This is a genomic window from Bradyrhizobium jicamae (assembly GCF_018130695.1).
GTDB lineage: Bacteria > Pseudomonadota > Alphaproteobacteria > Rhizobiales > Xanthobacteraceae > Bradyrhizobium > Bradyrhizobium jicamae_B.
The window spans coordinates 21,453-45,297 of record NZ_JAFCJX010000045.1 but is presented as its reverse complement, the minus strand read 5'-3'; the positions used below and the strand labels follow the sequence as shown (position 1 = coordinate 45,297).

At 64.8% G+C, this 23,845-nt stretch carries 27 protein-coding genes; 8 read left to right on the top strand and 19 right to left on the bottom strand.

Annotation, left to right across the window (positions count from 1 at the left end):
• Nucleotides 1-151: 151 nt before the first annotated feature.
• Both JQ604_RS38935 and JQ604_RS38930 read left to right on the top strand, forming a co-directional pair.
• Nucleotides 152-1,072, top strand: coding sequence for a DUF2189 domain-containing protein (locus tag JQ604_RS38935; RefSeq protein WP_212366056.1), 921 nt, complete (start codon nt 152-154; stop codon nt 1,070-1,072).
• A 192-nt stretch (nt 1,073-1,264) separates the two neighbouring features.
• Complete coding sequence (locus JQ604_RS38930; RefSeq protein WP_212366055.1) at nt 1,265-2,089, top strand: lytic murein transglycosylase; 825 nt, start codon at nt 1,265-1,267, stop codon at nt 2,087-2,089.
• A 124-nt stretch (nt 2,090-2,213) separates the two neighbouring features.
• Here JQ604_RS38930 and JQ604_RS38925 read toward each other — a convergent pair whose 3' ends face one another.
• Both JQ604_RS38925 and JQ604_RS38920 read right to left on the bottom strand, forming a co-directional pair.
• Nucleotides 2,214-2,474: a hypothetical protein gene (locus JQ604_RS38925; protein ID WP_212366054.1), complete on the bottom strand. Its 261-nt coding sequence runs from the start codon at nt 2,472-2,474 to the stop codon at nt 2,214-2,216.
• Between the two features lie 19 nt (nt 2,475-2,493).
• Nucleotides 2,494-2,736 (bottom strand): hypothetical protein, encoded by a 243-nt coding sequence (locus tag JQ604_RS38920; RefSeq protein WP_212366053.1) that lies wholly within the window; start codon nt 2,734-2,736, stop codon nt 2,494-2,496.
• 639 nt (nt 2,737-3,375) lie between these two features.
• Between JQ604_RS38920 and JQ604_RS38915 the strand changes: the two genes are divergently transcribed.
• From JQ604_RS38915 to JQ604_RS38900, 4 genes are all read left to right on the top strand, one after another.
• Nucleotides 3,376-3,528: a DUF1127 domain-containing protein gene (locus tag JQ604_RS38915; protein WP_212366052.1), complete on the top strand. Its 153-nt coding sequence runs from the start codon at nt 3,376-3,378 to the stop codon at nt 3,526-3,528.
• Nucleotides 3,529-3,637: 109 nt separating this feature from the next.
• Complete coding sequence (trmFO, locus tag JQ604_RS38910) at nt 3,638-5,068, top strand: methylenetetrahydrofolate--tRNA-(uracil(54)-C(5))-methyltransferase (FADH(2)-oxidizing) TrmFO (RefSeq protein ID WP_212366051.1); 1,431 nt, start codon at nt 3,638-3,640, stop codon at nt 5,066-5,068.
• 5 nt (nt 5,069-5,073) lie between these two features.
• Complete coding sequence (locus JQ604_RS38905) at nt 5,074-6,177, top strand: serine/threonine protein kinase (RefSeq protein WP_212366050.1); 1,104 nt, start codon at nt 5,074-5,076, stop codon at nt 6,175-6,177.
• 163 nt (nt 6,178-6,340) lie between these two features.
• Nucleotides 6,341-6,616, top strand: a complete 276-nt coding sequence (locus JQ604_RS38900) for a DUF1488 family protein (protein ID WP_212366049.1) — start codon at nt 6,341-6,343, stop codon at nt 6,614-6,616.
• Nucleotides 6,617-6,622: 6 nt separating this feature from the next.
• Here the strand turns inward: JQ604_RS38900 and JQ604_RS38895 are convergent, their stop codons facing one another.
• Genes JQ604_RS38895 through yajC form a run of 5 tightly spaced genes read right to left on the bottom strand, consistent with a single transcriptional unit; the run spans nt 6,623 to nt 10,916 of the window.
• Entirely contained in the window at nt 6,623-7,486 is an 864-nt protein-coding gene (locus JQ604_RS38895) for a phytoene/squalene synthase family protein (RefSeq protein ID WP_212366048.1), read from the bottom strand.
• A complete protein-coding gene (locus JQ604_RS38890) occupies nt 7,483-7,866 on the bottom strand; it encodes an Mth938-like domain-containing protein (protein ID WP_212366047.1) in 384 nt (127 codons plus the stop codon). The genes JQ604_RS38895 and JQ604_RS38890 overlap by 4 nt, the downstream gene beginning before the upstream one ends.
• Nucleotides 7,867-7,870: 4 nt before the next feature.
• Entirely contained in the window at nt 7,871-8,899 is a 1,029-nt protein-coding gene (gene secF / locus JQ604_RS38885) for a protein translocase subunit SecF (RefSeq protein WP_212366046.1), read from the bottom strand.
• A gap of 16 nt (nt 8,900-8,915) precedes the next feature.
• Nucleotides 8,916-10,514 (bottom strand): protein translocase subunit SecD, encoded by a 1,599-nt coding sequence (secD, locus tag JQ604_RS38880; RefSeq protein ID WP_212366045.1) that lies wholly within the window; start codon nt 10,512-10,514, stop codon nt 8,916-8,918.
• Nucleotides 10,515-10,556: 42 nt separating this feature from the next.
• Nucleotides 10,557-10,916 carry a preprotein translocase subunit YajC gene (gene yajC / locus JQ604_RS38875; RefSeq protein WP_212366044.1) on the bottom strand — a complete coding sequence of 120 codons (360 nt, stop codon included), beginning with the start codon at nt 10,914-10,916 and terminating at the stop codon, nt 10,557-10,559.
• Between the two features lie 193 nt (nt 10,917-11,109).
• Between yajC and JQ604_RS38870 the strand changes: the two genes are divergently transcribed.
• Complete coding sequence (locus JQ604_RS38870) at nt 11,110-12,081, top strand: ATP-binding protein (protein WP_212366043.1); 972 nt, start codon at nt 11,110-11,112, stop codon at nt 12,079-12,081.
• Between the two features lie 64 nt (nt 12,082-12,145).
• Here JQ604_RS38870 and JQ604_RS38865 read toward each other — a convergent pair whose 3' ends face one another.
• Nucleotides 12,146-13,507 (bottom strand): peptidoglycan DD-metalloendopeptidase family protein, encoded by a 1,362-nt coding sequence (locus tag JQ604_RS38865; protein WP_212366042.1) that lies wholly within the window; start codon nt 13,505-13,507, stop codon nt 12,146-12,148.
• Nucleotides 13,508-13,616: 109 nt separating this feature from the next.
• Nucleotides 13,617-14,237, bottom strand: a complete 621-nt coding sequence (locus JQ604_RS38860; protein ID WP_212366041.1) for a protein-L-isoaspartate(D-aspartate) O-methyltransferase — start codon at nt 14,235-14,237, stop codon at nt 13,617-13,619.
• Between the two features lie 300 nt (nt 14,238-14,537).
• On the opposite strand from JQ604_RS38860, the gene JQ604_RS38855 reads away from it, so the two are divergent.
• The gene (locus tag JQ604_RS38855; RefSeq protein WP_212366040.1) at nt 14,538-14,915 is read left to right on the top strand and encodes a response regulator; all 378 of its coding nucleotides are present in this window, start codon (nt 14,538-14,540) and stop codon (nt 14,913-14,915) included.
• 9 nt (nt 14,916-14,924) lie between these two features.
• Here the strand turns inward: JQ604_RS38855 and surE are convergent, their stop codons facing one another.
• The 10 genes from surE to JQ604_RS38805 form a co-directional block, all read right to left on the bottom strand.
• Nucleotides 14,925-15,692 carry a 5'/3'-nucleotidase SurE gene (surE, locus tag JQ604_RS38850; protein WP_212366039.1) on the bottom strand — a complete coding sequence of 256 codons (768 nt, stop codon included), beginning with the start codon at nt 15,690-15,692 and terminating at the stop codon, nt 14,925-14,927.
• 181 nt (nt 15,693-15,873) lie between these two features.
• Complete coding sequence (locus JQ604_RS38845) at nt 15,874-16,350, bottom strand: hypothetical protein (protein ID WP_212366038.1); 477 nt, start codon at nt 16,348-16,350, stop codon at nt 15,874-15,876.
• A gap of 15 nt (nt 16,351-16,365) precedes the next feature.
• A complete protein-coding gene (gene serS, locus JQ604_RS38840; RefSeq protein ID WP_212366037.1) occupies nt 16,366-17,697 on the bottom strand; it encodes a serine--tRNA ligase in 1,332 nt (443 codons plus the stop codon).
• An 84-nt stretch (nt 17,698-17,781) separates the two neighbouring features.
• Nucleotides 17,782-18,585: a twin-arginine translocase subunit TatC gene (gene tatC, locus JQ604_RS38835; RefSeq protein WP_212366036.1), complete on the bottom strand. Its 804-nt coding sequence runs from the start codon at nt 18,583-18,585 to the stop codon at nt 17,782-17,784.
• Complete coding sequence (gene tatB / locus JQ604_RS38830; RefSeq protein WP_212366035.1) at nt 18,582-19,082, bottom strand: Sec-independent protein translocase protein TatB; 501 nt, start codon at nt 19,080-19,082, stop codon at nt 18,582-18,584. The genes tatC and tatB overlap by 4 nt, the downstream gene beginning before the upstream one ends.
• Nucleotides 19,083-19,243: 161 nt before the next feature.
• The gene (locus tag JQ604_RS38825; protein ID WP_212366034.1) at nt 19,244-19,477 is read right to left on the bottom strand and encodes a twin-arginine translocase TatA/TatE family subunit; all 234 of its coding nucleotides are present in this window, start codon (nt 19,475-19,477) and stop codon (nt 19,244-19,246) included.
• A gap of 149 nt (nt 19,478-19,626) precedes the next feature.
• Entirely contained in the window at nt 19,627-20,448 is an 822-nt protein-coding gene (scpB, locus tag JQ604_RS38820; protein ID WP_212366033.1) for an SMC-Scp complex subunit ScpB, read from the bottom strand.
• Between the two features lie 21 nt (nt 20,449-20,469).
• Nucleotides 20,470-21,297, bottom strand: a complete 828-nt coding sequence (locus JQ604_RS38815; RefSeq protein ID WP_212366032.1) for a segregation and condensation protein A — start codon at nt 21,295-21,297, stop codon at nt 20,470-20,472.
• Nucleotides 21,294-22,316, bottom strand: a complete 1,023-nt coding sequence (nagZ, locus tag JQ604_RS38810) for a beta-N-acetylhexosaminidase (RefSeq protein ID WP_212366031.1) — start codon at nt 22,314-22,316, stop codon at nt 21,294-21,296. Before nagZ ends, JQ604_RS38815 begins: the two co-directional genes overlap by 4 nt.
• Nucleotides 22,317-22,362: 46 nt before the next feature.
• The gene (locus JQ604_RS38805; protein ID WP_212366030.1) at nt 22,363-23,835 is read right to left on the bottom strand and encodes an SPOR domain-containing protein; all 1,473 of its coding nucleotides are present in this window, start codon (nt 23,833-23,835) and stop codon (nt 22,363-22,365) included.
• Nucleotides 23,836-23,845: the final 10 nt, after the last annotated feature.

Sequence of the window (23,845 nt, the reverse complement as noted above, 5' to 3'; positions counted from 1 at the left end):
TTGGGAGTACGCTTGATGCTCAGTTCGCGACATGGCCAGTTCCCTGCTCTGTCTTGCGCGTCTGGCCTGCTCGTGACCGGTCTTGAGAAGCGGCACATGTGTGCCCGTCCCCTGGGCGCAGAATGCGGCTGCTCGTAGGGAGACAACGACCATGGCCGCATCATATCAAGGCGCTCCACATCAAAGCACTGTCACATCCATGACGCAGAGCGGACAAACTGTCGCGTCTGCTCCGATCATTCGCACCATCGGCCTGTCCGACCTGCACGAGGCGCTGCGGCTCGGCTGGGAGGATTTCAAGGCGGTGCCGACCCACGCCATCATCCTGTGCCTGATCTATCCCGTGCTCGGCCTCGTGCTGGCGCGCACGGTGCACGGCTATTCCGTGCTGCCCCTGCTGTTTCCAATGGCCGCGGGCTTCGCCCTGCTCGGCCCGTTTGCCGCGATCGGCCTCTACGAGATGAGCCGCCGCCGCGAGACCGGCGAAGAAGCGACCGCGTGGGATGCGATGGAGGTATTCCGCTCGCCGTCGTTCGGCGCAATGCTCGGTCTCGGGGTGCTGCTGTTCGCGTTGTTCGTGACCTGGATTGCGACCGCGCAGGCGGTCTATACCGCCGCTTTCGGCTACGAGACGGCTGCGAACATTCCCGACTTCGCGAAGCGGATCCTGACCACCCCGCAAGGCTGGTGGCTCATCGTGGTCGGCTGCGGCGTCGGCTTCCTGTTCGCGCTGGTGGCGCTGTGCATCAGCGTGGTCTCGTTCCCGATGATGCTGGACCGCCATGCGAGCGCCGGCGAAGCGATCGCGACCTCGCTGCGCGTCGTCGCCCGCAATCCGGTGCCGATGGCGGCCTGGGGCGTGATTGTCGCAGTGCTGCTGGTGTTGGGGACGTTCCCGTTCTTCCTTGGATTGGCGATCGTGCTTCCCCTGCTCGGCCACGCCACCTGGCACCTCTACCGCGAGGTGATCGTCAAGGACGCCAATGTGCGCCCGATCATTCCGAAGCCGCGCGAGCGCAAGCCCGCCGCCGACTTCCCCGCCAACCTCTTCCCATGGAAGCGCAGCCAATAGCCAAACGACCTTCAACGTACCTTAATGACCGCCGGCCTATCCTCAGCCGGCGGTCATGGCGTGACATTTGCCGCATGAGCGGCGGTCGACGGGCCGGTAACGGGCCTTGTTTTAGCCGCTCTTGCCGCGAACATACGGCCGGTTTCCGCGACCAATGTCGATGACGGCATCGACTCCGGAGAATGTGGCCATATGACCTCCCGATTTTCGACCTCCCGATTGTCTCGTTGCGCGCTGGCCCTCGGCGCTTTGTTGCTGGCATCGCCCGCGCTCGCCGCGCCCTGCGGCACCGGTTCGTTCGACGCTTGGCTCGACGACTTCAAGAAGGAAGCCGCCGCCAAGGGTATTTCCAAGAATGCCATCGATGCCGGGCTCGCCGGCGTCACCCAAGACAAGGCGATCCTGCAGCGCGACCATTCGCAGCAGGTGTTCAGCCAGACCTTCGAGCAGTTCTCCGGCCGCATGGTGCCGCCGCGCATGACCCGCGGCTCCAACATGCTCAAGCAATACGGCTCGGTGCTGTCGCGGATCGAGCAGGCCTATGGCGTGCCCGGCGAGGTGATCGTGGCGATCTGGGGCCTGGAGACGGATTTCGGCGTCAACATCGGCAAATTCCCGACCCTGCGCTCGCTGGCGACACTGGCCTATGACTGCCGCCGCTCCGACATGTTCAAGGCCGAGCTGATGGACGCGCTGCGCATCGTCGAGCGCGGCGACATCGCCCCACAAGACATGAAAGGCGCGTGGGCCGGCGAGCTCGGCCAGACCCAGTTCATGCCGTCGTCCTACATCAAGTTCGCCGTCGACTTCGACGGCAACGGCAAGCGCGACCTGATGCGTAGCGCGCCGGACGTGCTGGCCTCGACGGCAAACTATTTGAAGAGCTATGGCTGGAAGAAGGGCAAGGATTGGGAGCCGGGCAGCGAGAATTTTGCGGTGATCCAGCAGTGGAACAAGAGCGAGGTCTACGCCAAGACCGTCGGCTTTTTCGCCTCCCAGCTCGCGCGCGCCCCCTAAAGCGGTTTCGAGCGGATTGGGCGCCGGTTCGCATTAGGAAAACGCGTCAAAATAAAAGACAACCACAGCAAATCAAAAGGGCCGATTGCCCCAGGCAATCGGCCCTTTGCAGTTCAACAATGGCTTACTTCGCCATCGAGGCGCGCGCCGCCTTGCTGAGATGCATGCCGCAGGCACCCATCTTGCCATTGAGCATCGCGTCCTGCGCGAGCGAGATTTCCTTCTCGGCCATGAACTTGACGTCGTTGTCTGCCATGGCTTCCACCGCGCTTTCGGTCTTGGCGAGATTGTCGCCGCTGCAGCCAACGCCGCCCTTGGCGTGAGCGGGGGCGACGGCGAAAGCGACCGCAGCCATTGCAGCTGCGCCGATCAGGTTCTTGAGCATGGTTTTCCACCTTTTGTTTCTAAGCAGAAACAAGCATCATTGCCGGAATCTGCAGCGCGATTATTCGCTGCGAAGCTGCGCCGGCAGAATGAAATTCGCGCGATACGAATGTGATGAGCGCAGCACGCAACACGCGCATGCGTTGCGCGTCATTTTCATTACGCGCAGTTAAGAAATGCGTGCGCTGCAAAACAGAAAGTTGCCCGCGCAACTTATGCGACCGAGATCGGCGCATTCTCGTTCGCAGTTGCAAGATGTACATCATACATCCGCAGCGGTGGGCAGCCGGTGCGCCGCGCTTCGACTCGCCAGGCGTTCGTCTGCCGACGTGAGCGCCGTGCCGCTTGACCACATGTGCTGGAACCATCGCGCACCGACCATGGCTCTTTCGTCAAGCGAGAGAACCTGATCGATGCAAGGCGAGGTCCGGGCCTGCCTGGCGCGGGTCTCAGCCTTGGTGTGCCCTCAACCTACGCAGTCTAGGTGAACCCGTGACCTCGCTATAGAAGTGATTTAAAATTCATCATTATGGCGCGATCCGCACGCGAATCGCGCATCGGCCAAGGTGCTAACTTGGAACCAACTGCCGTCTCGGCCCGGCTCACCTTGATTCTCGGTTACTAATTACCATTTAGAGTCCTATTCCAGTGCATGACGGATTTGAGACGTAGCTGCCTATATCTCGGCAAAATTACGGGAATTGAGGCAGTTAATGGCTGGTTGAAGCTCGCGGATCAGGCACAGGCGCTGATAAGTTAAGCGCTCCTTACCCACGCCATGCGTTTTGCGTTTAGCTGCATCGCAACATAGGAACTTCCGCACTGCGATATATCATCTATATTCACTTCAACGATGAGGCTACTCCAAGGGCTGAATCGGAACTACTAGAAGGACTACACCTATGCTGCTCTCGCTCATCCGCATGATCCAGGCTTTCCGCGACTATCAGCGCAACGTCAGCGAACTGTCCCAGCTCAGCGATCGCGAACTGGCCGATATTGGCCTCGATCGCTCGGACATTCCGCGCGTTGCAGCCGGCACCTACGTCGGCTGATATCGTCAGCCAACTGCTGAACGGATAACGCCCGCTCATCACAGCGGGCGTTGTCGTTTCCGGCTTGATTTCAAATGCATGCCGGATCGAAACGCGCTAACCCAGCGCGATGACTCACACTCCCCCTTCCCAGCCCGTCCACATCGTGGGCGCGGGCCTCGCCGGCTCGGAAGCCGCCTGGCAGGTCGCCAATGCCGGCGTTCGCGTGGTGCTGCATGAGATGCGCCCACAGCGGATGACGGAAGCGCACCGCACCGAAGGCTGCGCCGAACTGGTCTGCTCGAATTCGTTCCGCTCGGATGACGCCGCCAACAACGCGGTCGGCCTGCTGCATGCCGAAATGCGCCGGCTCGGCTCGCTCATCATGCGTTCGGCCGACGCCAACCAGGTGCCAGCCGGCGGCGCGCTGGCGGTCGACCGCGACGGGTTCTCGGCCGCGGTCACCAAGGCGCTGCACGAACATCCCCTGATCGAGATCAGCCGCGAGGAAGTCGCGGGCCTGCCGCCGGCCGACTGGAGCAACGTCGTCGTTGCAACCGGCCCCCTCACCTCGGCGCCGCTGGCGGATGCGATCCGGCAGCTGACCGACGAGAGCGCGCTCGCTTTCTTCGATGCGATCGCGCCGATCGTCCACAGGGACTCCATCGACATGTCGGTGGCCTGGTTCCAGTCGCGCTACGACAAGGTCGGTCCCGGCGGCACCGGCGCCGACTACATCAACTGCCCGATGACCAAGGAGCAGTACGAGACCTTCGTCGCGGATCTTCTGGCCGGCGAGAAGGTCGACTTCAAGGATTGGGAGACCAACACGCCCTATTTCGACGGCTGCCTGCCGGTCGAGGTAATGGCCGAGCGCGGACCAGAGACGCTGCGTCACGGCCCGATGAAGCCGGTCGGGCTGACCAACCCACACAATCCGACGGTGAAGCCTTACGCGATCGTCCAGTTGCGCCAGGACAACAAGCTCGGCACGCTCTACAACATCGTCGGCTTCCAGACCAAATTGAAGCACGGCGCGCAGCAGCGCGTATTCCGCACCATTCCCGGCCTCGAGAAGGCCGAGTTCGCCCGCCTCGGCGGCCTGCATCGCAACACCTTCCTCAACTCGCCCAAGCTGCTCGACAGCCAGCTGCGGCTGCGCGCACAGCCGCGGCTGCGCTTCGCGGGCCAGATGACCGGCTGCGAGGGCTATGTGGAATCGGCCAGCGTCGGATTGATCGCCGGCCTCTGCGCTGCCGCCGATGCCCGTGGCACGGCACTCACGCCGCCGCCGGCGACCACGGCGTTCGGCGCGCTGCTCGGTCATATCACCGGCGGCCACATCGAGACCATCGATGTCGGCCCGCGCTCGTTCCAGCCGATGAACATCAATTTCGGCCTGTTCCCGCCGCTCGCCAGTCCGCCGACCAAGAAGCCTGACGGCTCCCGGCTGCGCGGCAACGAAAAGACGGTGGCCAAGAAGCAGGCCATCAGCGCGCGTGCGCTCGCCGATCTCGACCGCTGGATCGCCGATCATTTGCGCGTCGCAGCGGCGGCCTGACCATCATGAGCCTGCCGAAAGACGACGCCGCCACGCTGTCGGCGCGCTGGAGCCAAGGCGTCCTGCTCAAGCGCGACGTGTTCTCGACCGTCGAGCGCGGCCGTTTCCGCCGCGACGACGGCGAGGTCGATGGCGTGCTGCGCCGGCTCGACCAGGTGCCGTTCTGGTCGTTCCCGCTGGCGCTGCATCTGTTCGCGCGTGAGCGCCGCGCGCTGACATTGGCGCGCGATCTCGACGCGGGCCCCCAACTGCTGTGGGCCGGACGGCGCGCGCTGGTGCGCGGCTTCATCGATGGCGTCGCGCTGCATCTGGCGAAGCCGCATGGCGACGTCGCCTATTTCCGCTCCGCCAAGGCCGCGCTGCGCCGGCTGCATCGCGCCGGCATCTGCCACAACGATCTCGCCAAGGAGCAGAACTGGCTGGTCGGCCGCGACGGCCGCGCCTATGTCACCGACTTCCAGCTCGCCGCCTGCTTCAAGACCCGCAGCCGCCTGTTCCGCGTCGCCGCCTATGAGGACCTGCGGCATCTGCTCAAGCACAAGCGCAGCTACGCGCCGGAGGCGTTGACGCCGAAGGAGCGCAAGGTGCTCGCCAAGAAGTCGGCGGTCGCCAGCATCTGGCTCAAGACCGGCAAGAAGGTCTATCAGGCGATCACCCGCGGCATCTTCAATTTCACTGACCGCGAAGGCGGCGGCCGCCGGCTCGTCAATGACGCACCGGTGCTGGCCGACCTGATCCGCAAAAACCCAGAAGTCCGCGACACCGCGATCGTGGCGTTTGCCGATCGCCGCGTCGGCGTCGGTCTCTATGCCTTCGTCGAGGCCGACGAGACCGCGCTGGAGACTACGCTGCGCACCGAGCTCGCCGCCGCCAAGGGTATCAAGCCACCGGAGCACATCCAGGTGGTGCACGCTTTGCCGCGCGACGCCAGCGGCAAGCCGCGCACCGAGATCCTGCAGCTCGTCGCAATGAACCAGATCGACCTGATCGAGCCGATGATGCGCAGCGACGCCGACCGCGAATTCCTCAAGGACATTCTCGAGCAGCGCAAAAATTTGCGCGACCGCTTCAATTTCGAAGTGGCCGAGATGGACCGGCCGTCGCGCTGAAAAGACTCTGCGCTCGTCCTCGACAATTCCACAATCGCCAAGCACTCTCGATTCAAGGGAGCGCTCTAAAGCGCGATCATCGCGCTTTAGGTCTTTGTTTGAGCATGATCTTTTCGGAAAACCGCTTCGCACTTTTCCGGATCATGCCGTGGGGACAGTTGGGATGCCGCTAAGCCGTGGCAAGATCGGAGGCTACGATTCCGAGCGCATGGCGTTCGGCTTCACGATGCTGGATGCGGATCGGGAGATCGAGTGCCAGATCAGCGACGCCGCGATGGATGAACTGGCGGGCTCGCGCGGCACGCCGAGCATTGCGCGCCAGGGCCAGTTCGTCGCACTGCGCGATGCCATCGAGCAGATCGCATCAAACCTCTACGACCACGGCCCCGCCGTCAAAGGCGCGACGATCCGCATCTTCACCAAGCACATCAAGAAATGACTGCCGTCAGCCGTTGAATGCTGCCTTGCGCGCAGCCCGCCACAGCGTCCAGAGGATGCGCAGCCGCGAGGCAGCCTTCGGCGCGAACGGATCGCTATCGGTGCGCGCGAACCGATCAAGCTCACGCTGCGCGACAGCCAGCGGCAGGAAGACCGGACGGACTTCCGGCGGAACGTCCGCCAGCAGTGTCAGCGCCGTCCTCAGATGGTCCTGCGCTGCACCAACGAGTTCGTTCACGGCGGCGCGGATGTTTGGCGTCGGCTTTCCCGCAAACACCTCTTCGGATCCGCTGCCGTGCTGCTGCAGCACCTGGAGCGGCACGAACAGTTGCCGGCGCGAGGCATCGCGGGGCAGCGATGCGATCACCTGCGCGATGCCCTGGGCAAGTCCGGCATGCCGCGCGAGATGCTCGATCTCCTCCGACGGCCGCGCCATCACGCGCGCGGCGAGCGCAAACAACGCCGACGCGGTCTCGTTGAGATAGCCTTCGAGCGCGGGCATCGAGGGCATCGGGTCGTTGTAGAGGTCGAACTGATGTTCCTCGATCAGCCGCGACATCGGCTCGACCGGCAGGCGGAAGCTGCGAATCGCGTGCAGCAGTTCGGCTGCGACCGGATTGCCTTCGACGCCGCCATGGCCGGGGCCGGCCAGCATGTCGGTCCACCATTGCAGCCGCATCTCGCCGGGCAAGGGCTGGCTGACCTGCTCGTGGACGCGGGAGACTTCGACATTGAAGGCGTAGATCGCGAGCAGCGCACGGCGCTCCGGTCCCGGCAGGAACAGGGTCGAGGCGTAGCGCACGAAATCGTGGCTGCGCACGAGATCGGCGCAGAACGCCGCGCCGTCGCTTCGCCCTTCCGCCGCGCTCATGGCACCGCGATCAGCGCCGCGGCGACCCGTCGTCGCTCGCCCAGCATGATGTTGTAGGTGCGGATTGCCGGTCCCGTCTGCATGGGGTCGAGCACCACCCTCACCGCGCGCAGCGCCTCGCGTAGGCCCTTCGGCGGCACCCAGACCTCGGTGCCGGTGCCGACGATCAGCGTGTCGATGGCATTGGCGGCCGCAAAGACGCGCGCCAGCGAATACTCGTCGATCTCCTGCGGCTTCGTGACCGGCCAGGCCCAGATCGCATCCGGCAGGCACAGCAGCGAGCCACGATGCGACATCTCGGCGAAGACGAAGCCTCCCTTGCCGTAGGCTTCGATCGGTGCCGACCTCGGAAGATGCGGAGCGTCCGAGGGATTGGCCATGCGGCTACTTCTTGGCTGCCGCCGGGGTCTTGGCGGCCGTCTCCGGCGCGTCGCCTCGCGTGGTGTGAACGCCGAGATAGATCAGGATCGGCGCCGCGATGAAGATCGACGTATAGGTGCCGACCAGCACGACGCCGAACATCATCACCGCGGTGAAGCTGTGGATGGCATGACCGCCGAACAGCAGCAGCGCCAGCAGGGCCAGCGTCACCGTGAGGTGGGTGATGATCGAGCGCGACAGCGTCGAGTTGATGGACTCGTTGAGCAGCTGCGGCATCGGCATCTTCTTGTACCGCCGCAGCATTTCGCGGATACGGTCGTAGATGACGACGGTGTCGTTCAAGGAGTAGCCGAGGATGGTCAACAACGCCGCGATGCTGGTCAGGTCGAAATCGACCTGGGTGATCGACATGAATCCGATGGTCAGCACGATGTCGTGGACGTTTGCGATCATGGCGCCGAGTGCGAACTGCCACTCGAAGCGGAACCAGAGATAGATCAGGATCGCGCCGATCGCGAGCATCAGGCCGGCCATGCCCCAACCCAGCAGTTCGCCGGAGACACGCGGGCCCACCACCTCGACGCGGCGATACTCCACGGACTCGCCGAGCGCGCCGCGGACCTTGTCCACGGCGGCCTGCTGCGCCTTGTCGCCGCCCGGCTGCTCGGCAACGCGGAGCAGCACGTCGGCGGGGCCGCCGAATTGCTGCAGCTGAACCTCGCCAAGGCCGAGGCTGCCGAGGGTAGAACGCATCTGCGCGAGGTCGGCCGTGCCTGACTTGGCCCGCACCTCCATCAGGGTGCCGCCCTTGAAGTCGATGCCGAAATTCAGGCCATGGGTGAAGAACAGAACGATGGCAATGATCGACAGCGTCGCCGAGACCGGGAACGAGATGCGACGGAACTGGGTGAAGTCGAAATGCGTATCGTCTGGCACGATGCGCAGCGACGGCAGCAGGCCGAGCACGCTGACTACGGTCAGCGCGGCAATCAGGACGCCGAGGGAGATGAGAACGAGTTGAGTAGTGGTCACAGTCGGCCCCGAATGATCAAATCGGCACGGTCTTCGGCCGCTTCCACTGCACCCACCACGCCACGATCAGGCGGGTCATGGTGAAGGCGGTGAAGACCGTGGTGATGATGCCGATGCCGAGCGTCACTGCGAAGCCGCGCACCGGGCCGGTGCCGATCATGAACAGCACTGCAGCGGCGATGAAGGTGGTGATGTTGGAGTCGAGAATGGTTGCAAGCGCACGGGAGAAGCCGGCGTCGATCGCCGAGATCGGGGTTCTCCCACCACGCAATTCCTCGCGGATGCGCTCATAGATCAGCACGTTGGAATCGACCGCAATGCCGACCGTGAGCACGATGCCGGCGATGCCCGGCAAGGTCAGCGTGGCGCTGAGCAGCGACAACAAGCCGAAGATCATTGCAACGTTGATGCAGACGGCGATGTTGGCGAACACGCCGAACAGGCGGTACGTCACCAGCATGAACACAACGACGAGGATCGAGCCGACATAGGCGGCGAGTTCGCCCTTCTCGATCGAGTCCTGGCCGAGGCCCGGACCGACCGTGCGTTCCTCGACAACCGTCAGCGGCGCCGGCAGCGCGCCGGCGCGCATTAGGACAGCGAGGTCGTTGGCCGACTGCACGGTGAAGCTGCCGGAGATCTGGCCCTGGCCACCTGTGATCGGCGTGCGGATCACGGGTGCGGAGATCACCTCATTGTCGAGTACGATCGCAAAGCGCGTACCGACGTTCTCCGACGTCGCCTGGGCAAACTTGCGGGCGCCGATGGTGTTGAACTTGAAGTTCACCACCGGTTCCTGGGTCTGCGGGTCGAACCCCGGCTGCGCGTCGGTCAGCTCGCCGCCGGACACCAGCACCTGCTTCTTGATCACGTAGGGAATCTTCGGCGAGCTCGAACTCATCAGGATTTCGGAATCAGGCGGGGTGCGGCCCTGCTGGGCCTGGTCCGGCGAAATGGATTCGTCGACCATCCGGAATTCCATCTTGGCGGTCTTGCCGAGAATCTCCTTCAGATGCGTCGGATCCTGCAAGCCGGGCACCTGGACCAGGATGCGGTCGGCGCCCTGACGCTGGATCACCGGCTCGACGGTGCCGAGCTCGTTGACGCGCCTCTCGACGATCTGGATCGACTGCTCGATGGTCCGCCGCAAGAGATCGGTGATCGCCGCCGGCGACATCGACAGCTTGATCAACCCGCCGCCAGCATCGGTCACATCGAGGCTGCGCGCGCCGCTCGGACCCATCAGGCCGCCGAGCGGCTGCGACAGCTCGCGCAGCTTGGTCAGCGCGGCCGGAACATCGCTCGCCTCCCTGGGGCGCACCTCGACGGCGTCATTACGCACCTCCGACCTGTTCAGGATCTTCGCCTCGCGCAGCACTTTCTGCGCATCGGCGCGGATAGAATCCAGCCGCTGCTTCTTCAGGTAGGCGGCATCGACCTCAAGCTGCAGTGAGGACCCGCCCTGCAAGTCGAGGCCGAGCACCAGGCGCCGCTGCGCCCAGGCCGGCCAGCTCTTGACCTGCGCCTCGGGGAAGAAATTCGGAACGGCGCAAAGGCACACCACCAGCGCCGTCAGAATGATCGCCAGTGCCTTCCACCGCGTGAAATACAACATCGAGATGACCTGTCAGAATTCCAGATTGCGAACGCGGGCCGATCAGCTCGCGGCCGCGTCGTCCTTGGCATCCCCCTTGGCCGGCTCGCCCTTGGCGCGTACGCCCGAGATCATCTGGCGCATCTGGCGGACGCGGACGCCGTCGGAGATCTCGAACTCGACCTGGTCGTCGTCGACCACCTTGGTGACCTTGCCGACGAGGCCGCCCGAGGTGACGATGGTGTCGCCGCGGCGGATGTTCTTCACGAGCTCGGCGTGGTCCTTCACCTTCTTCTGCTGCGGACGCAGAATCAGGAAGTACATGATGACGAAGATCAGCGCGAACGGCAGCAGCGACATCAACATGCTGTTGGCATCGCCGCCGGCTCCAGCAGCCTGGGCAAACGCAGGAGTAATCAGCATTCGGACAATCCTCGGGTAAGACGGGGAAGAACCGGCAGCGCCCTCATGTCCCTGGGGCGGTATGGCGGTCCGGGCAAATTCGCGCGGACTATAGCGGCCGCGGTCCCAATTGCAACGTTGAGCGCCCCCTCATTTAGGCCGCTTGCGGCGGCTTCCAAGGCCCGTTAAGGCTGCGCCGTCAGGAACGGGACAAATGCCGAAAAAAGCCCAGAAAACAACGAAGAAAGCCGCGCCCAAGGCCTCCACCAAGGCGCCCGCCAAAACCGCGACAAAACGCCCGTCAGATCAGATGAACGGCGATACCGCCGAGCGGATCGCGGATGCGCTCGAGACCATTGCCCGCCACCTCGCCGTCGCCTCGCCTGCCCCTGATACTGCTGAGTCGTTCGGCTCCGCCGACGCCTTCGTCTGGCACCCGGATGGGCGCCTGGCGCCGGTCCCGCGGGTCAGCCGCGTCGAGATCGACCTGCTCAAGGGCATCGACCGGATGCGCGACATCCTGATCGAGAACACCGAACGCTTCGCCGGCGGCCTGCCCGCCAACAACGCGCTGCTGTGGGGCGCGCGCGGCATGGGCAAGTCGTCGCTGGTGAAAGCTGCGCATGCCAGCATCAATCTCGACCGCAAGCCAGCCGACCGGCTGAAGCTGATCGAGATCCATCGCGAGGACATCGAGAGCCTGCCCGGCCTGATGGACCGCTTACGCAGCGCACCGTTTCGCTTCATCGTATTCTGCGACGACCTCTCCTTCGACGGCAACGACGCCTCCTACAAGTCGCTCAAGGCGGTGCTGGAAGGCGGCATCGAGGGCCGGCCGGACAATGTGATCCTTTACGCCACCTCGAACCGGCGGCATCTGCTGGCGCGCGAGATGATCGAGAACGAACGGTCGACCGCGATCAATCCGGGCGAAGCGGTCGAGGAGAAGGTCTCGCTGTCGGACCGCTTCGGGCTTTGGCTCGGCTTCCACCGCTGCAGCCAGGACGAATACCTCGCGATGGTCCGCGGCTATTGCGGCCATTACGGCATCAAGGTCGCCGACGAAGAGCTCGAGCGCGAGGCGCTGGAATGGTCGACCACCCGCGGCTCGCGCTCGGGCCGCGTCGCCTGGCAGTTCACGCAGGAACTGGCCGGCCGGCTTGGCGTGCGGCTGAGCGGGAAGTAAGTGCCAAAAACGAAATCGCCCGGCGAGGCCGGGCGATGAGTTGAAGAGATCGCGGCGTCTTCTATCAGGCGCCGTTGAGGAACTGCAGCGGATCGACCGGCGACGAGCCCTTGCGGATCTCGAAGTGCAGCTGCGGAGAGCTCACCTCGCCAGACTGGCCGGACTTGGCAATCACTTGACCGCGCTTGATCGTATCGCCGCGCTTCACCATCAACTCGCTGGCGTGAGCGTAAGCGGTGACATAGCCGTTGGAGTGGCGAACCAGGACCAGATTGCCGTAGCCCTTCAGCTCATTGCCGGAATAGGCGACGACGCCGTCTTCGGCGGCCTTGACCGGCGTGCCCTCGGGCACGGCGACGTTGATGCCGTCATTGGATTTGCCGTTGGTCTTGGCGCCATAGCCGGTCACGACCTTGCCACGCACCGGCCAGCGGAAGGTCGGCAGCGCACCGGTCGCCTCGCTCGACTTGACGGCGGGGGCTTCAGCGGCGGCAGCGGGCTCTTCGACATTCGCGGTCGGCTGCACCAGGCGCGCGCTCTGCTGCTGGGTGTTCGCGACCATCTTCGGCGCCGGCGCGGCGGCGACAGGCGCCGGCGCCGCGACGGGCGCGGCCGGAGCGACGGCGGCGGTCTTCGCACCGGGCACGGTGAGCTTCATGCCGAGGCTGAGACGGGCCGTCTGGTCCATATTGTTGGCTCGCGCCAGCTCAGCGACCGGAATGCGATGCTGATGTGCGATGCTGATCAGCGTGTCGCCCTTGTTGACGACATGGACGTTGCTGGGACCAGCCGCGACGGCAACAGGCTTGCTGATGGGTGCCGCGAGCGCCGGTGCAGCGGCGGTCGCCGTCGGACGCGGAATGACCAGCTGCTGGCCGGGCGACAGCGCGCGCGGGCCCTTGTAGCCGTTGGCGCGCAGGATCTCGGCAGTCGAGACGTTGTAGCGCTTCGCCAGCACCTCCAGCGTGTCGCTGGTGCCGACGATGATGGTGGTGCCGTGGTGCTGCACCGGAGCCGGCGCGGCTGCGACCGAACGCGGCACGGTGCCGGTGGTCTCGAGCCGCGGCTGGGCCGGCGGCGCGTAGGACGACATCCCGCGTCCGCCACCCGACACCCCGCCTCCGGACACCGGATAGGATTGCGGCGCCGAGACCGGCGGCGGCAGCGGCTGCGACTGATAGGACTGCTGCTGATACTGCGGCGACTGCGGCCGGGCATATTGCGGCAGCTCGCGGCGCTCGGGTGGAGGCTGCTGCACCGCGCCGGTCGGCTGCGGATCAAACGCGAAGGGATTTTGCGAGTAGGAATTTTGGGAGAAGCGCGACGACATGTCGGCGCTGCAGCCTGCAAAGGCCACTGACATCAGCGCCAGCACCGCGACCTGCGGCACACGGCGCGAGCGAAGCAACTCGACGACACCGGACATGGTTACTCACTCGTACGCAACAAATACCTGTTTTGAGTAAACACGCGCCGAGTAAATAAGCGCTTAACCCTCCGAATAAGATGTTGGCGGCAAGCGAAATTCCGTAGTCCTACAGCTCACGCGCGATTCCCGGCAGCGCCGGCACGAAGCGCACATCGACCAGTGACTTGCGCTCGAAACGATCATCGGTCCTGACGACGCGGATCAGCGTCTGCGTGCCCTGATGCGGCCCGACGGGGGCGATCAGCACCCCACCCTGCTCCAGCCGCTGCAACAGCCGGTCCGGGATCTGCTCCATCGCGGCGGTAACGATGATGCGGTCGAAATCGCCGGCCCCGGCGGGCACGTCGAAGCCGTCCCCGAACAGCACCTCGACGTTGTAATAGCCGAGCTTCTCGAGCCGCTTGCGAGCGGCATCGGCGAGCGTCCGGTAGCGCTCGACGGTCAACACATGCTTGCACAGCCGCGACAGCACGGCGGCCTGGTAACCCGATCCGGTCCCGATCTCGAGCACCCGGTGATCCTTCCCGACCTGCAGTTGCTCGGTCATGTAGGCGACCACGAAGGGCTGGCTGATGGTCTGTCCGCAGGCGATCGGCAGCGCGCTGTCCTGATAGGCGTAAGCGCGATCGCGGTTTTCGACGAAAACCTCGCGCGGCACCTCTTCCAGGGTGCGCAGCACGACCTGATCCGAGATCCCGCGCTGGCGCAGGGTCAGCTGAAACTTCATCTTCTGGGGCGCTTCTGGACTCACGGCCTTGGTCTCACTGGGCAATTTTAGACTTCTGCCATTTGAAATCGAAATTCCCCGTTAAGGAAACATTTCCCGCCGGCTTCGTTCCCGCCAAGGAACCTGCGCGAGCACGTCGCGTTTGTGCCTCCGGCGTTCCCATCCCACATATGGTCAGACGCCAGCGCCCGGTCAAAGCGTGGGACATCGCCGGGGCAAGCCACCCCACGGACGTTTTTACGTTGCGCCTCAGGGCGTTATTTGCGAATTTATTTGGACGTACGGGCAAGGATTCCATTCATGACTGCGACACGGCCGGTGGGCTGTTCTGTGTTCCTCGTAGAGGACGAGGTCATGATCAGGATGATGGTCGCCGACATGCTGGAAGAGCTCGGCCATAGCGTCGCGGCCGAGGCCGGCGAGATCGGCGAAGCGGTCAAACTCGCGCAGTCCACCGAATTCGACCTCGCAATCCTCGACGTCAATGTGAACGGCAAGGTGATCACGCCGGTCGCCGAGCTGATCAACGCGCGCAACCGCCCCTTCATCTTCGCGACCGGCTATGGCTCCTCCGGCCTGCCGCCGGAATATCGCGACCGCCCCGCGCTGCAGAAGCCGTTCCAGCTGGAAACGCTGGCGCAAATCATCAACAGCGCCATGAAGAGCGCGCCGGTTTAGCGCGTCGCCTCACTTCAACGTCTGCACGAGCGCTTCCGCGAACGCTTCATCCGTGCGGTCGAGCCGCAGCGGCGTGACCGACACATAGCGCGCGGCGAGTGCGGCGAGATCAGTGCCCTCCGCCGGCGTATCCATCATCGCGGCGCGCTCGAAGCCGATCCAGAAGTAAGGATTGCCGCGGCCGTCATGACGGCGATCGATCTTGAGGAAGCCGAGATTGCGCTTGCCCTGCCGCGTGATGCGGATGCCCTTGACGTCGTCGGGCATGCAGGACGGGAAGTTGACGTTGACCACCGTGTTCTTCGGCACGCCGGCATCGAGCACCTTGCGGACGATGTCGGGGCCGAACTTCAGTGCGGTGTCCCACAGCGGCGCATTGCGCGTGTCGATCGAGAATTCCTGCGACAGCGCGAATGAGGGAATGCCGAGGATGGTGCCTTCGAGCGCGCCCGCAATGGTACCGGAATAGACCACGTCCTCGGCGACGTTGCGGCCCTTGTTGACGCCACTCAGCACGAGGTCAGGCAGCTTCTCGCCGAGGATGTGGCGCGCGCCCATGATCACGCAATCGGTCGGCGTGCCGCGCACGGCGAAGTGCCGCGGCCCGACTTCGCGCAACCGCAGCGGATCGTTCAGCGACAGCGAATGCGAGACGCCGGACTGATCGAGCTCGGGCGCGACGATCCAGACGTCGTCGGAGAGCGCGCGCGCGATCTGCTCGATCACCTTGAGGCCGGGAGCGTTGATGCCGTCGTCATTGGTGCAGAGAATGCGCATCCGTCAAAATGCCTTTTGTTCTGATTCGTGGCTGACTTAATTGCTGGGGTCCCGTATTAGCCCCCCGCTCCCGCCGAGGCAAACCCGGCGAATTCCGGTTATTTTTGAGCATGATCCCCGCGCAAACGCTACGCGTTTGTCGCGAGGGAAAACCGGTCTCCACTTTTCCGGGATCATGCTGTCAGCGCTTCAGCATCACCCGCCACGGCCGGACGAACCTGGCACTGCCCGCGCCCTTCAGGCGGAATTCGACAATGGCCAGCTTGCGCGGGGCCGGCTGTGGCGCAACCGGCTCCGCGGCTTTCGCAACGGAGCCGTTGACGGCGCGTGCCGGCTTGGGCTCGGCGCGCGGCCGCGGCTTCTGCGGCGGCTCGGCGAGGATGCTCTTGATCAGCGGCAGCACCGGGTCGCTGTTCGTTGCCGCATCCGATGTCGTTTGCGCGTCGGCAAAGCGCGTCCGCGCCAATTCCAGCGCCTTGTCGAAATCGGCCTTGTCGAGCCAGGCCTGCGCCTGCACCGTTGCGAGCAGCGGCTCGTGCCAGAGATGTGCGATCTCGATGTCGAACGCGCCATTCGGCTTCTGGCTGATCAGCTGCAGGCCATACCCCGTGACGGCCCATTGGCGCCCAAGCCAGTGGATGTCACGATGCAGGGGCATGGCATGCGTTCCCGCTCAGCCGTTGTGCTCGATCACCTTGAGCCCGCCCATATAGGGCTGCAGCACGTCGGGGACCGCGATTGAACCGTCCTGCTGCTGATAGGTCTCCATGACCGCGATCAGCGCGCGGCCGACCGCCGTGCCGGAGCCGTTCAGCGTGTGCACGAAGCGCGGCTTGCCGTCGGGACCGCGATAGCGCGCATCCATCCGGCGGGCCTGGAAATCGCCGCACACCGAACAGCTCGAGATCTCGCGATAGGCACCGCCGTCGCCCTGCCCGGGCATCCACACCTCGATGTCGTAGGTCTTCTGCGCGGAGAAGCCCATGTCGCCGGCGCACAAGGTCATCACGCGATAATGCAGGTCGAGCCGGCGCAGCACTTCCTCGGCGCAGGACAGCATGCGCTCGAGTTCGTCCTTGCTGGTTTCGGGCGTCGTGATCGACACCAGCTCGACCTTGGTGAACTGATGCTGGCGGATCATGCCGCGGGTGTCACGGCCGGCCGCACCCGCTTCCGCGCGGAAGCATGGCGTCAGCGCGGTGAGCCGCATCGGCAGCTCCTTGTCGTCGAGAATCGACTCGCGCGCGAGATTGGTCAGTGAGACTTCGGCGGTCGGAATCAAGCCGAGGCGCTCGCCGCGCAGATCGGCATTCGGCGTCGCCAGCAATTCGCCCTTGATCGCCCAGAACTGATCGTCCTCGAATTTCGGCAATTGACCGGTGCCGAACATCACGGCGTCGCGCACCAGGAGCGGCGGATTGATTTCGGTGTAGCCGTGCTCATTGGTGTGCAGGTCGAGCATGAACTGCCCGATCGCGCGCTCGAGCCGCGCGAGCCCCTTCTTCAGTACGACGAAGCGCGCACCGGAGAGCTTGGCTGCCGCCTCGAAGTCCATATAGCCGAGGCCGTTGCCAAGATCGTCGTGCGGCTTGGTCGCAAAACCGTAAGTGCGCTTTTGCCCGAACACGTGACGCTGCACATTGCCGTGCTCGTCGGTCCCATCAGGCACCTCATCGAGCGGCAAATTGGGAATCGACGACAGCTCCTTCGCCAGCTCCTCGTCGGCGGTCTTCGCGGTCGTTTCGAGCTGCGGCATCGTGGTCTTGAGCTCGGCGACCTCGGCCATCAGCCTGGCGGCACGCGCCTCGTCCTTGGCCTTCTTGGCATCGCCGATTTCCTTCGACGCAGCGTTGCGGCGCGCCTGCGCCTGCTCGGACGCCAGGATCGCGGCACGGCGCTTCTCGTCGATCGCCAGCAGCGACGGCGACAGCGGCCCGAGACCACGCCGTTTCAGGCCGGCGTCGAAGGCTGTCGGATTGTCGCGGATCGCTTTGATGTCGTGCATGGCGGGAGTTTCCTGGATTGTGCCGCTTTAGGGCGCGTCTCCAGTACCCCGAATAGACCGATTTTGGAACAGCGAAGACAGGCCCTACTCGGCCGGATTGGCCTCGGTCGGCGTGCCGGACGACGCGGTCGCGGCGGCGGCTTTCTTTTCCACCATGCGCACGGCGACGATCGCGCCCTCATAGAGCAACAGCAGCGGGATCGCGAGCGAGGCCTGGCTTAGCACGTCAGGCGGCGTCAGCACGGCCGCGATGATGAAGGCAACAACGATGAAATAGCGCCGCTTCTCGCGCAGCATCTTTGACGTCACGATGCCGATGCGGCCGAGCAGCGTCAGGATCACCGGCAGCTGGAACGCGATGCCGAAGGCGAAGATCAGCGACATCATCAGCGAGAGATATTCGCCGACCTTGGGCAGCAATTGAATCTGCGCCGTCTCCGCGCTGCCGGCCTGCTGCATGCCGAGCGAGAAACGCGTCAGCATCGGGAAGACGACGAAATAGACCAGCATCGCGCCGAGCACGAAGAAGACCGGTGTCGCGATCAAATACGGCAGGAAGGCATTGCGCTCATGCTTGTAGAGCCCGGGCGCCACGAACATGTAGACCTGCCCGGCGACGATCGGGAACGAGATGAAGGCCGCCCCGAACATGGCAAGCTTGAGCTGGGTGAGGAAATACTCGAGCAGCGCCGTATAGATGAATTTCGAATCCGGTCCTGCCACCCAGAAGAATGGCCAGGTGAGGATATTGAATATCTGCTTGGCGAAGAAGAAGCAGAGGATGAAGGCCAATCCGAAGCCGAGCAGCGCCTTGATCAGCCGCGAGCGCAGCTCGATCAAATGATCCATCAAGGGGGCCTTGCTGGCCTCGATGTCTTCGGCGCTCATGACGCTCTCGCGTCCTTCAGCACTTCGGGCTGCACCGGCGCGACGTCCTGCGGCGCCGGCTGCGGCTGCACTTCGTTGGTGATCGCAAGCGGCTCGTTCGCAGCGGAATGAGCCTCAGCCTCAACAAACGTTTCGGGTGTCGGCTCGGCTGGTGTCGTCGGCGTCACCGGCGCATCGATCGCGGATGCGACCTGGGCATCGACGGGCTTCTCGATCTGCAGGGCGTCGCTGACGTCCTTCTGCAGCGAGGTCATGATGTTGCCGCTGGTCAAGCCGGTGGCGGCTTCCTTGACCTCGTCAAAACTCTTCTTGAGATCGGCCATCTCGGCCTCGCGCATGGCCTCCTGGAACTGGCCCTGGAATTCGGACGCCATCTTGCGGGCCTTGCCCATCCATTGCCCGATCATGCGCAGCACGCCCGGCAATTCCTTCGGGCCGATCGCAATCAGCGCGACGACCGCGATGACGACGAATTCACTCCACCCGATATCGAACATGGAATTGTCTGCCTAAGCGCCACAACAGCCCACCCCCGTTTAGCAGGATTTGGGGCTGTCAGCGTCCTTTCTCAACGGCGTCCATAGCGCTTTCGCACGCAGCCGTCACCGGCCCAAGGCCGGAAAAACGTCCCAAGAAAAAATGTGATCGCGCAAAGGCCTTAGACGGCCTTGCTGCCGACATCCGACCGCGCGGCTGACGGCTGCGCATTGTGGTCGATCGCCTTGGCGGGCTCAGGCTTCTCCGCCGTCTTGTCGTCGTCCTGCATGCCCTTCTTGAAGGCCTTGATGCCCTGGGCGACGTCGCCCATCAGGTCCGAAATCTTGCCGCGCCCGAACAGCAGCAGGACCACTGCGATCACGACGATCCAGTGCCAAATGCTCAACGAACCCATCCTGCAAACCCTCCAGAAATGGCCGGCGGACCGGCCCAAGCTTTGGTCGGAAGGTAGGCCCGCGGGGTGTCAAAAACAAGGACTTCGGCCGCGGCAAATCGCTGTCGCGGCTACGTAATATTGCTACCGTTAACCGGGAATATTCGGGCCTATTCGCCCTTGTCTTCGCCGTCGTCGGAAGCGGCCTCACCGGTCTCGGCGTCCGATTCAGGCTCGCGATCCGGTTCAGCCTCGGCTGCCGCTTCCGCCGCCGGCTCAGCTTCGGCTTCAGCCTCAGCCGCTGGCGCCAACAGCAGTTCCAGCGTATCGCCGGGCTCGAGCGGATCCTCGTCGTCGCGCAAGGTCGCCTCATCCGAGGGCGACGGAACGCTGAAGCCGGTCGGCAGACGCGAATCCAGGAGGCCCGTGCCCTTCAGCTCCTCGAGCCCCGGCAGATCGCCGAGCGCTTCCAGGCTGAACTGCGACAGGAAGCCGTCGGTGGTTCCGAAGGTCAGCGGACGGCCCGGCGTCTTGCGGCGGCCGCGGGGACGAATCCAGCCGGTCTCCAGCAGGACGTCGATCGTTCCCTTCGACGTGACCACGCCGCGGATTTCCTCGATCTCGGCGCGCGTCACCGGCTGGTGATAGGCAATGATCGCCAGCACCTCGATGGCCGCACGCGACAGCTTGCGGGTCTCGGTGCTCTCGCGGGTCATCAGCCACGCCAGGTCGCCGGCGGTGCGGAAGGTCCATTTGTTGGCGACCTTCACGAGGTTGACGCCGCGCGGGGCATATTCGGCCTGCAACTGCGCCAGCGCCGCCTTGATGTCGACGCCGTCGGGCATCCGCTTCGCAAGGGCGGCCTGCTCGATCGGCTCGGCGGAAGCAAACAGCAATGCTTCCAGCAGCCGCAGTTCCTCGGGACGCGCCATCGGATCCGCCGGAGGGGCTTCCTCGGGCTCTTCTATGCGCTTTTCCGCCAGGCTCGCCATGGCCTCGTCTCCTTCTTCCACTTACTCAACCGACAGGTCAGGCGCAGCCATCGCGGCTTGCGCAGGACGCTTCCGGAAATAGATCGGCGCGAACGCCTGCTTCTGGTTGATCTCCATCTCGCCTTCGCGGACCAGCTCGAGGGCGGCCGCAAAGCTCGACGCAAACACGGTCGCCTTCTGGGTGGGATCGGCGACGTAATTCATCAGGAACTCGTCGAGGCAGCTCCAATCCTCGGCAATGCCGACGAGACGTTCGAGCGAGGCCCGCGCCTCGGCGAGCGACCACACCGTACGCTTGGCCAGATGCACCGAGGTCAGCACCCGCGCCTGACGCTGCGTGGCGTAGGCCGACAGCAGGTCGTACAGCGTCGCCGTGAACTTCGGATGGCGGATTTCCGCAATCGATTCCGGATTGCCGCGCGGAAAGATATCGCGCTGGAACTGCGGCCGGTTCATCAGACGGTTCGCGGCCTCGCGGATCGCCTCCAGCCGGCGCAGCCGGTTGGCCAGCGCGGTCGCCATTTCCTCGGCGCTCGGTCCCTCCGCCGTCGGCGGCTCCGGCAGCAGCAGGCGCGACTTCAGGAAGGCGAGCCAGGCCGCCATCACCAGATAGTCGGCCGCGAGCTCCAGGCGGATCTTGCGAGCCTCCTCGATGAACAGCAGGTACTGGTCGGCCAGCGCCAGGATCGAGATCTTGGCGAGATCGACCTTCTGCGACCGCGCCAGCGTCAGCAGCAGGTCGAGCGGGCCCTCATAGCCCTCGACGTCGACGACCAGCGACGGCTCGTCGGGAGGTGTAACCTCCGCCGTCGGACGACCGGTCTCAAACGATAGAATTTCCGCGGTCATACCGTACCCACCCGCTCCATCAACGCGTCCAGTTCCGCCCTTGCCGCCTGCCGATCCAGCGGCTGTGGGGCCCTGCGCGCGGCCAGCGCGCGCTTGGCGCGCACCAGCGCAGTACCGGTCAATTCCGGCGTCTGCCGCGCCACTGCGCGCATCTCATCGATATCGCCGTTGCAGTGCAGGACCATGTCGCAGCCGGCCTTGACGATGGCCGCCGTCCGCTCGCCGATCGAGCCGGCCAAAGCATTCATCGACACGTCATCACTCATCAACAAACCCTGGAACCCAATCACGCCGCGAATCACCTGCGCGATGATTGTCGCAGAAGTCGTGGCCGGATGGACGGGGTCGAGCGCGCTAAACACAACATGTGCGGTCATCGCCATCGGCAGGTCCGCCAGGGGCTGGAACGCCGCGAAATCGGTCCGTTCCAGCTCGGATTTGGCGGTGTCGACCGTCGGAAGCTGGTGATGGCTGTCGGCGGTCGCCCGTCCATGGCCGGGAATGTGCTTGAGAACCGGCAGCACGCCGCCCTGTTCCAATCCTTCCGTGACGGCGCGGGCGATCGCCGCGACCTTGGCCGGCTCGGTTCCATAGGCGCGATTGCCGATCACGGCGTCGGCATCCGCGACCGGCACGTCAGCCAGCGGCAGGCAGTCGACGTTGATGCCGAGGTCGGCCAAGTCAGCCGCGATCAGGCGGTTGCTGAGCCGGGCGGCGGTCAGCCCGAGTTGCGGCTCGATGTCGTAGAGCGCGCTGAAGATCGCCCCGGGCGGATAGACCGGCCAATGCGGCGGACCGAGCCGCTGCACCCGGCCGCCCTCCTGGTCGATCAGGACCGGGGCATCCCCCGCGCCGACGATATGGCGCATTTCCTTCACCAGCGCAGAGACTTGCGCCGGGGTGTCGATGTTGCGTTTGAATAGGATGAAGCCCCATGGCTGCTCGGCGCGCAGAAACTCGCGCTCGGCCTGGTTCAGCGTCAGTCCGGAAACACCGGTGATGAAAGCGCGGCTCGTCATGCGGCGGATTAGGCCGCATGACGCGTACGGGTCAAGGAAACCGCCGCTAATTTCTTTGGATGATGCCCTGCGGCCCGCCAGCCGCCTTCAGATTATTGCGGACCTCGGTGGCCTGCTCCAGGCTGCTGAACGGGCCGGCAAACGCCCGGTAGAAGACGCCCTTTTCGCCGAGATCGACGCGCTTCACCACCGAAGGCTGCGAGCCGAGCACGCTGGCGTATTTGCCCTGCAGCGAGCGGTAGGACGACTGGGCATCCGCCTCGTTCTTCTGCGAGGACACCTGGACAAGGTAGCCACCGCCGCCACCGTTGGTCGGCGTCGGCGTGGTCGTGGCCACGCGGGTCGGAGGTGCTGCTGCCGGAGCCGGATCAGCACCCGGCGCCAGCGACAGCGGCGCGTTGGCGCTGGCATTGGCCGACGCCGGATTGCCCCGCGAGGCCGGAGGTGCTGCGGAGGGTTTCGGTGCAGTCGCCTGCTTGGCGGCAGGCGCGCCGGTGTCTTCGGCGCCCTTGACCGACAGGGTGCGGATCTTGCGCGGCTCGCCGTTCGGCATGGTGCCGTTGGAGGAAGGCGCGACCAGCGGCGGAGCTGTCGTCGTGACGCTTGCGACCGAGGGCGGATTGCCGTTCTGATTCAGCGCAGGGAATACGACGCGGGGAGCGCCGGTCTTGGCGTTGACGTCGACCGGCGTCTCCTCGCGCGACACCAGCTTTTCGGTGCCGTCGCCGGCCGCCATGCGGTCCGGCGTCTTGGCCGGCGCATCGGCGGGGGCCGGAATGACCTTGGTCGGCGTGTTGTCGGCCTTGATGATCGGCGGCTCGCCGCTGCGGGGCGAGCCGACATAGGTGCGGTAGGCGTAGGCGCCACCGGTGCCGAGCACGGCGAGCGCCGTCACGGCGGCCACCGTCATCAGCCCGCTCGCGCGCTTGCGCGGTGCGGGCTCATCCTCGGCATAGTCGTTCTGGTAGGCGTACGGATCGTCCGGATAGGCGGGATCGCGCTGCAAATCCTGCTGCCCGGCTTCAAGCTGGCCGTACAAAGCATCGTCGTAGCGCGACTGATCCTGCTCATGACTGAGCGCCTGGTCGGCCAGTTCTTCATGGTACTCGTACTGGGGCGCCGGCGCAGCCGACGGCTGCTGGGCCGCGTAGCGGTGCAGCGGATGCACGGCGCTCGGCTGATAGTCCGGCTCCGGCTCCTCGTATTGCTGTGGCTCGTATTGCTGCTGCGGCAACACCGGTGGTGCGGTCTCCTGGCGGGCGCGCTGCATCCATGGCGGCGGGCCGGCGACCGGCGCCGCTGCCTCGTCCTCCGCCTGATAAGCCTGCGGCGGCCGCGCATTGGCGCGGGACTGCAGCGGATGCGGCGTCTTGTTGGCACCGCCAAACGGATCGTTCTGGCCGATCAACCGCGCCAGTTCGGCGAGCGGATCGCTCTCCTTCTCCGGCGGATTCGCATACGCACCGCGATCGTACTCATCGGGGGCGGGAAAATGTCGGTCCTGATATCGATCTGCCATCGTGATGATG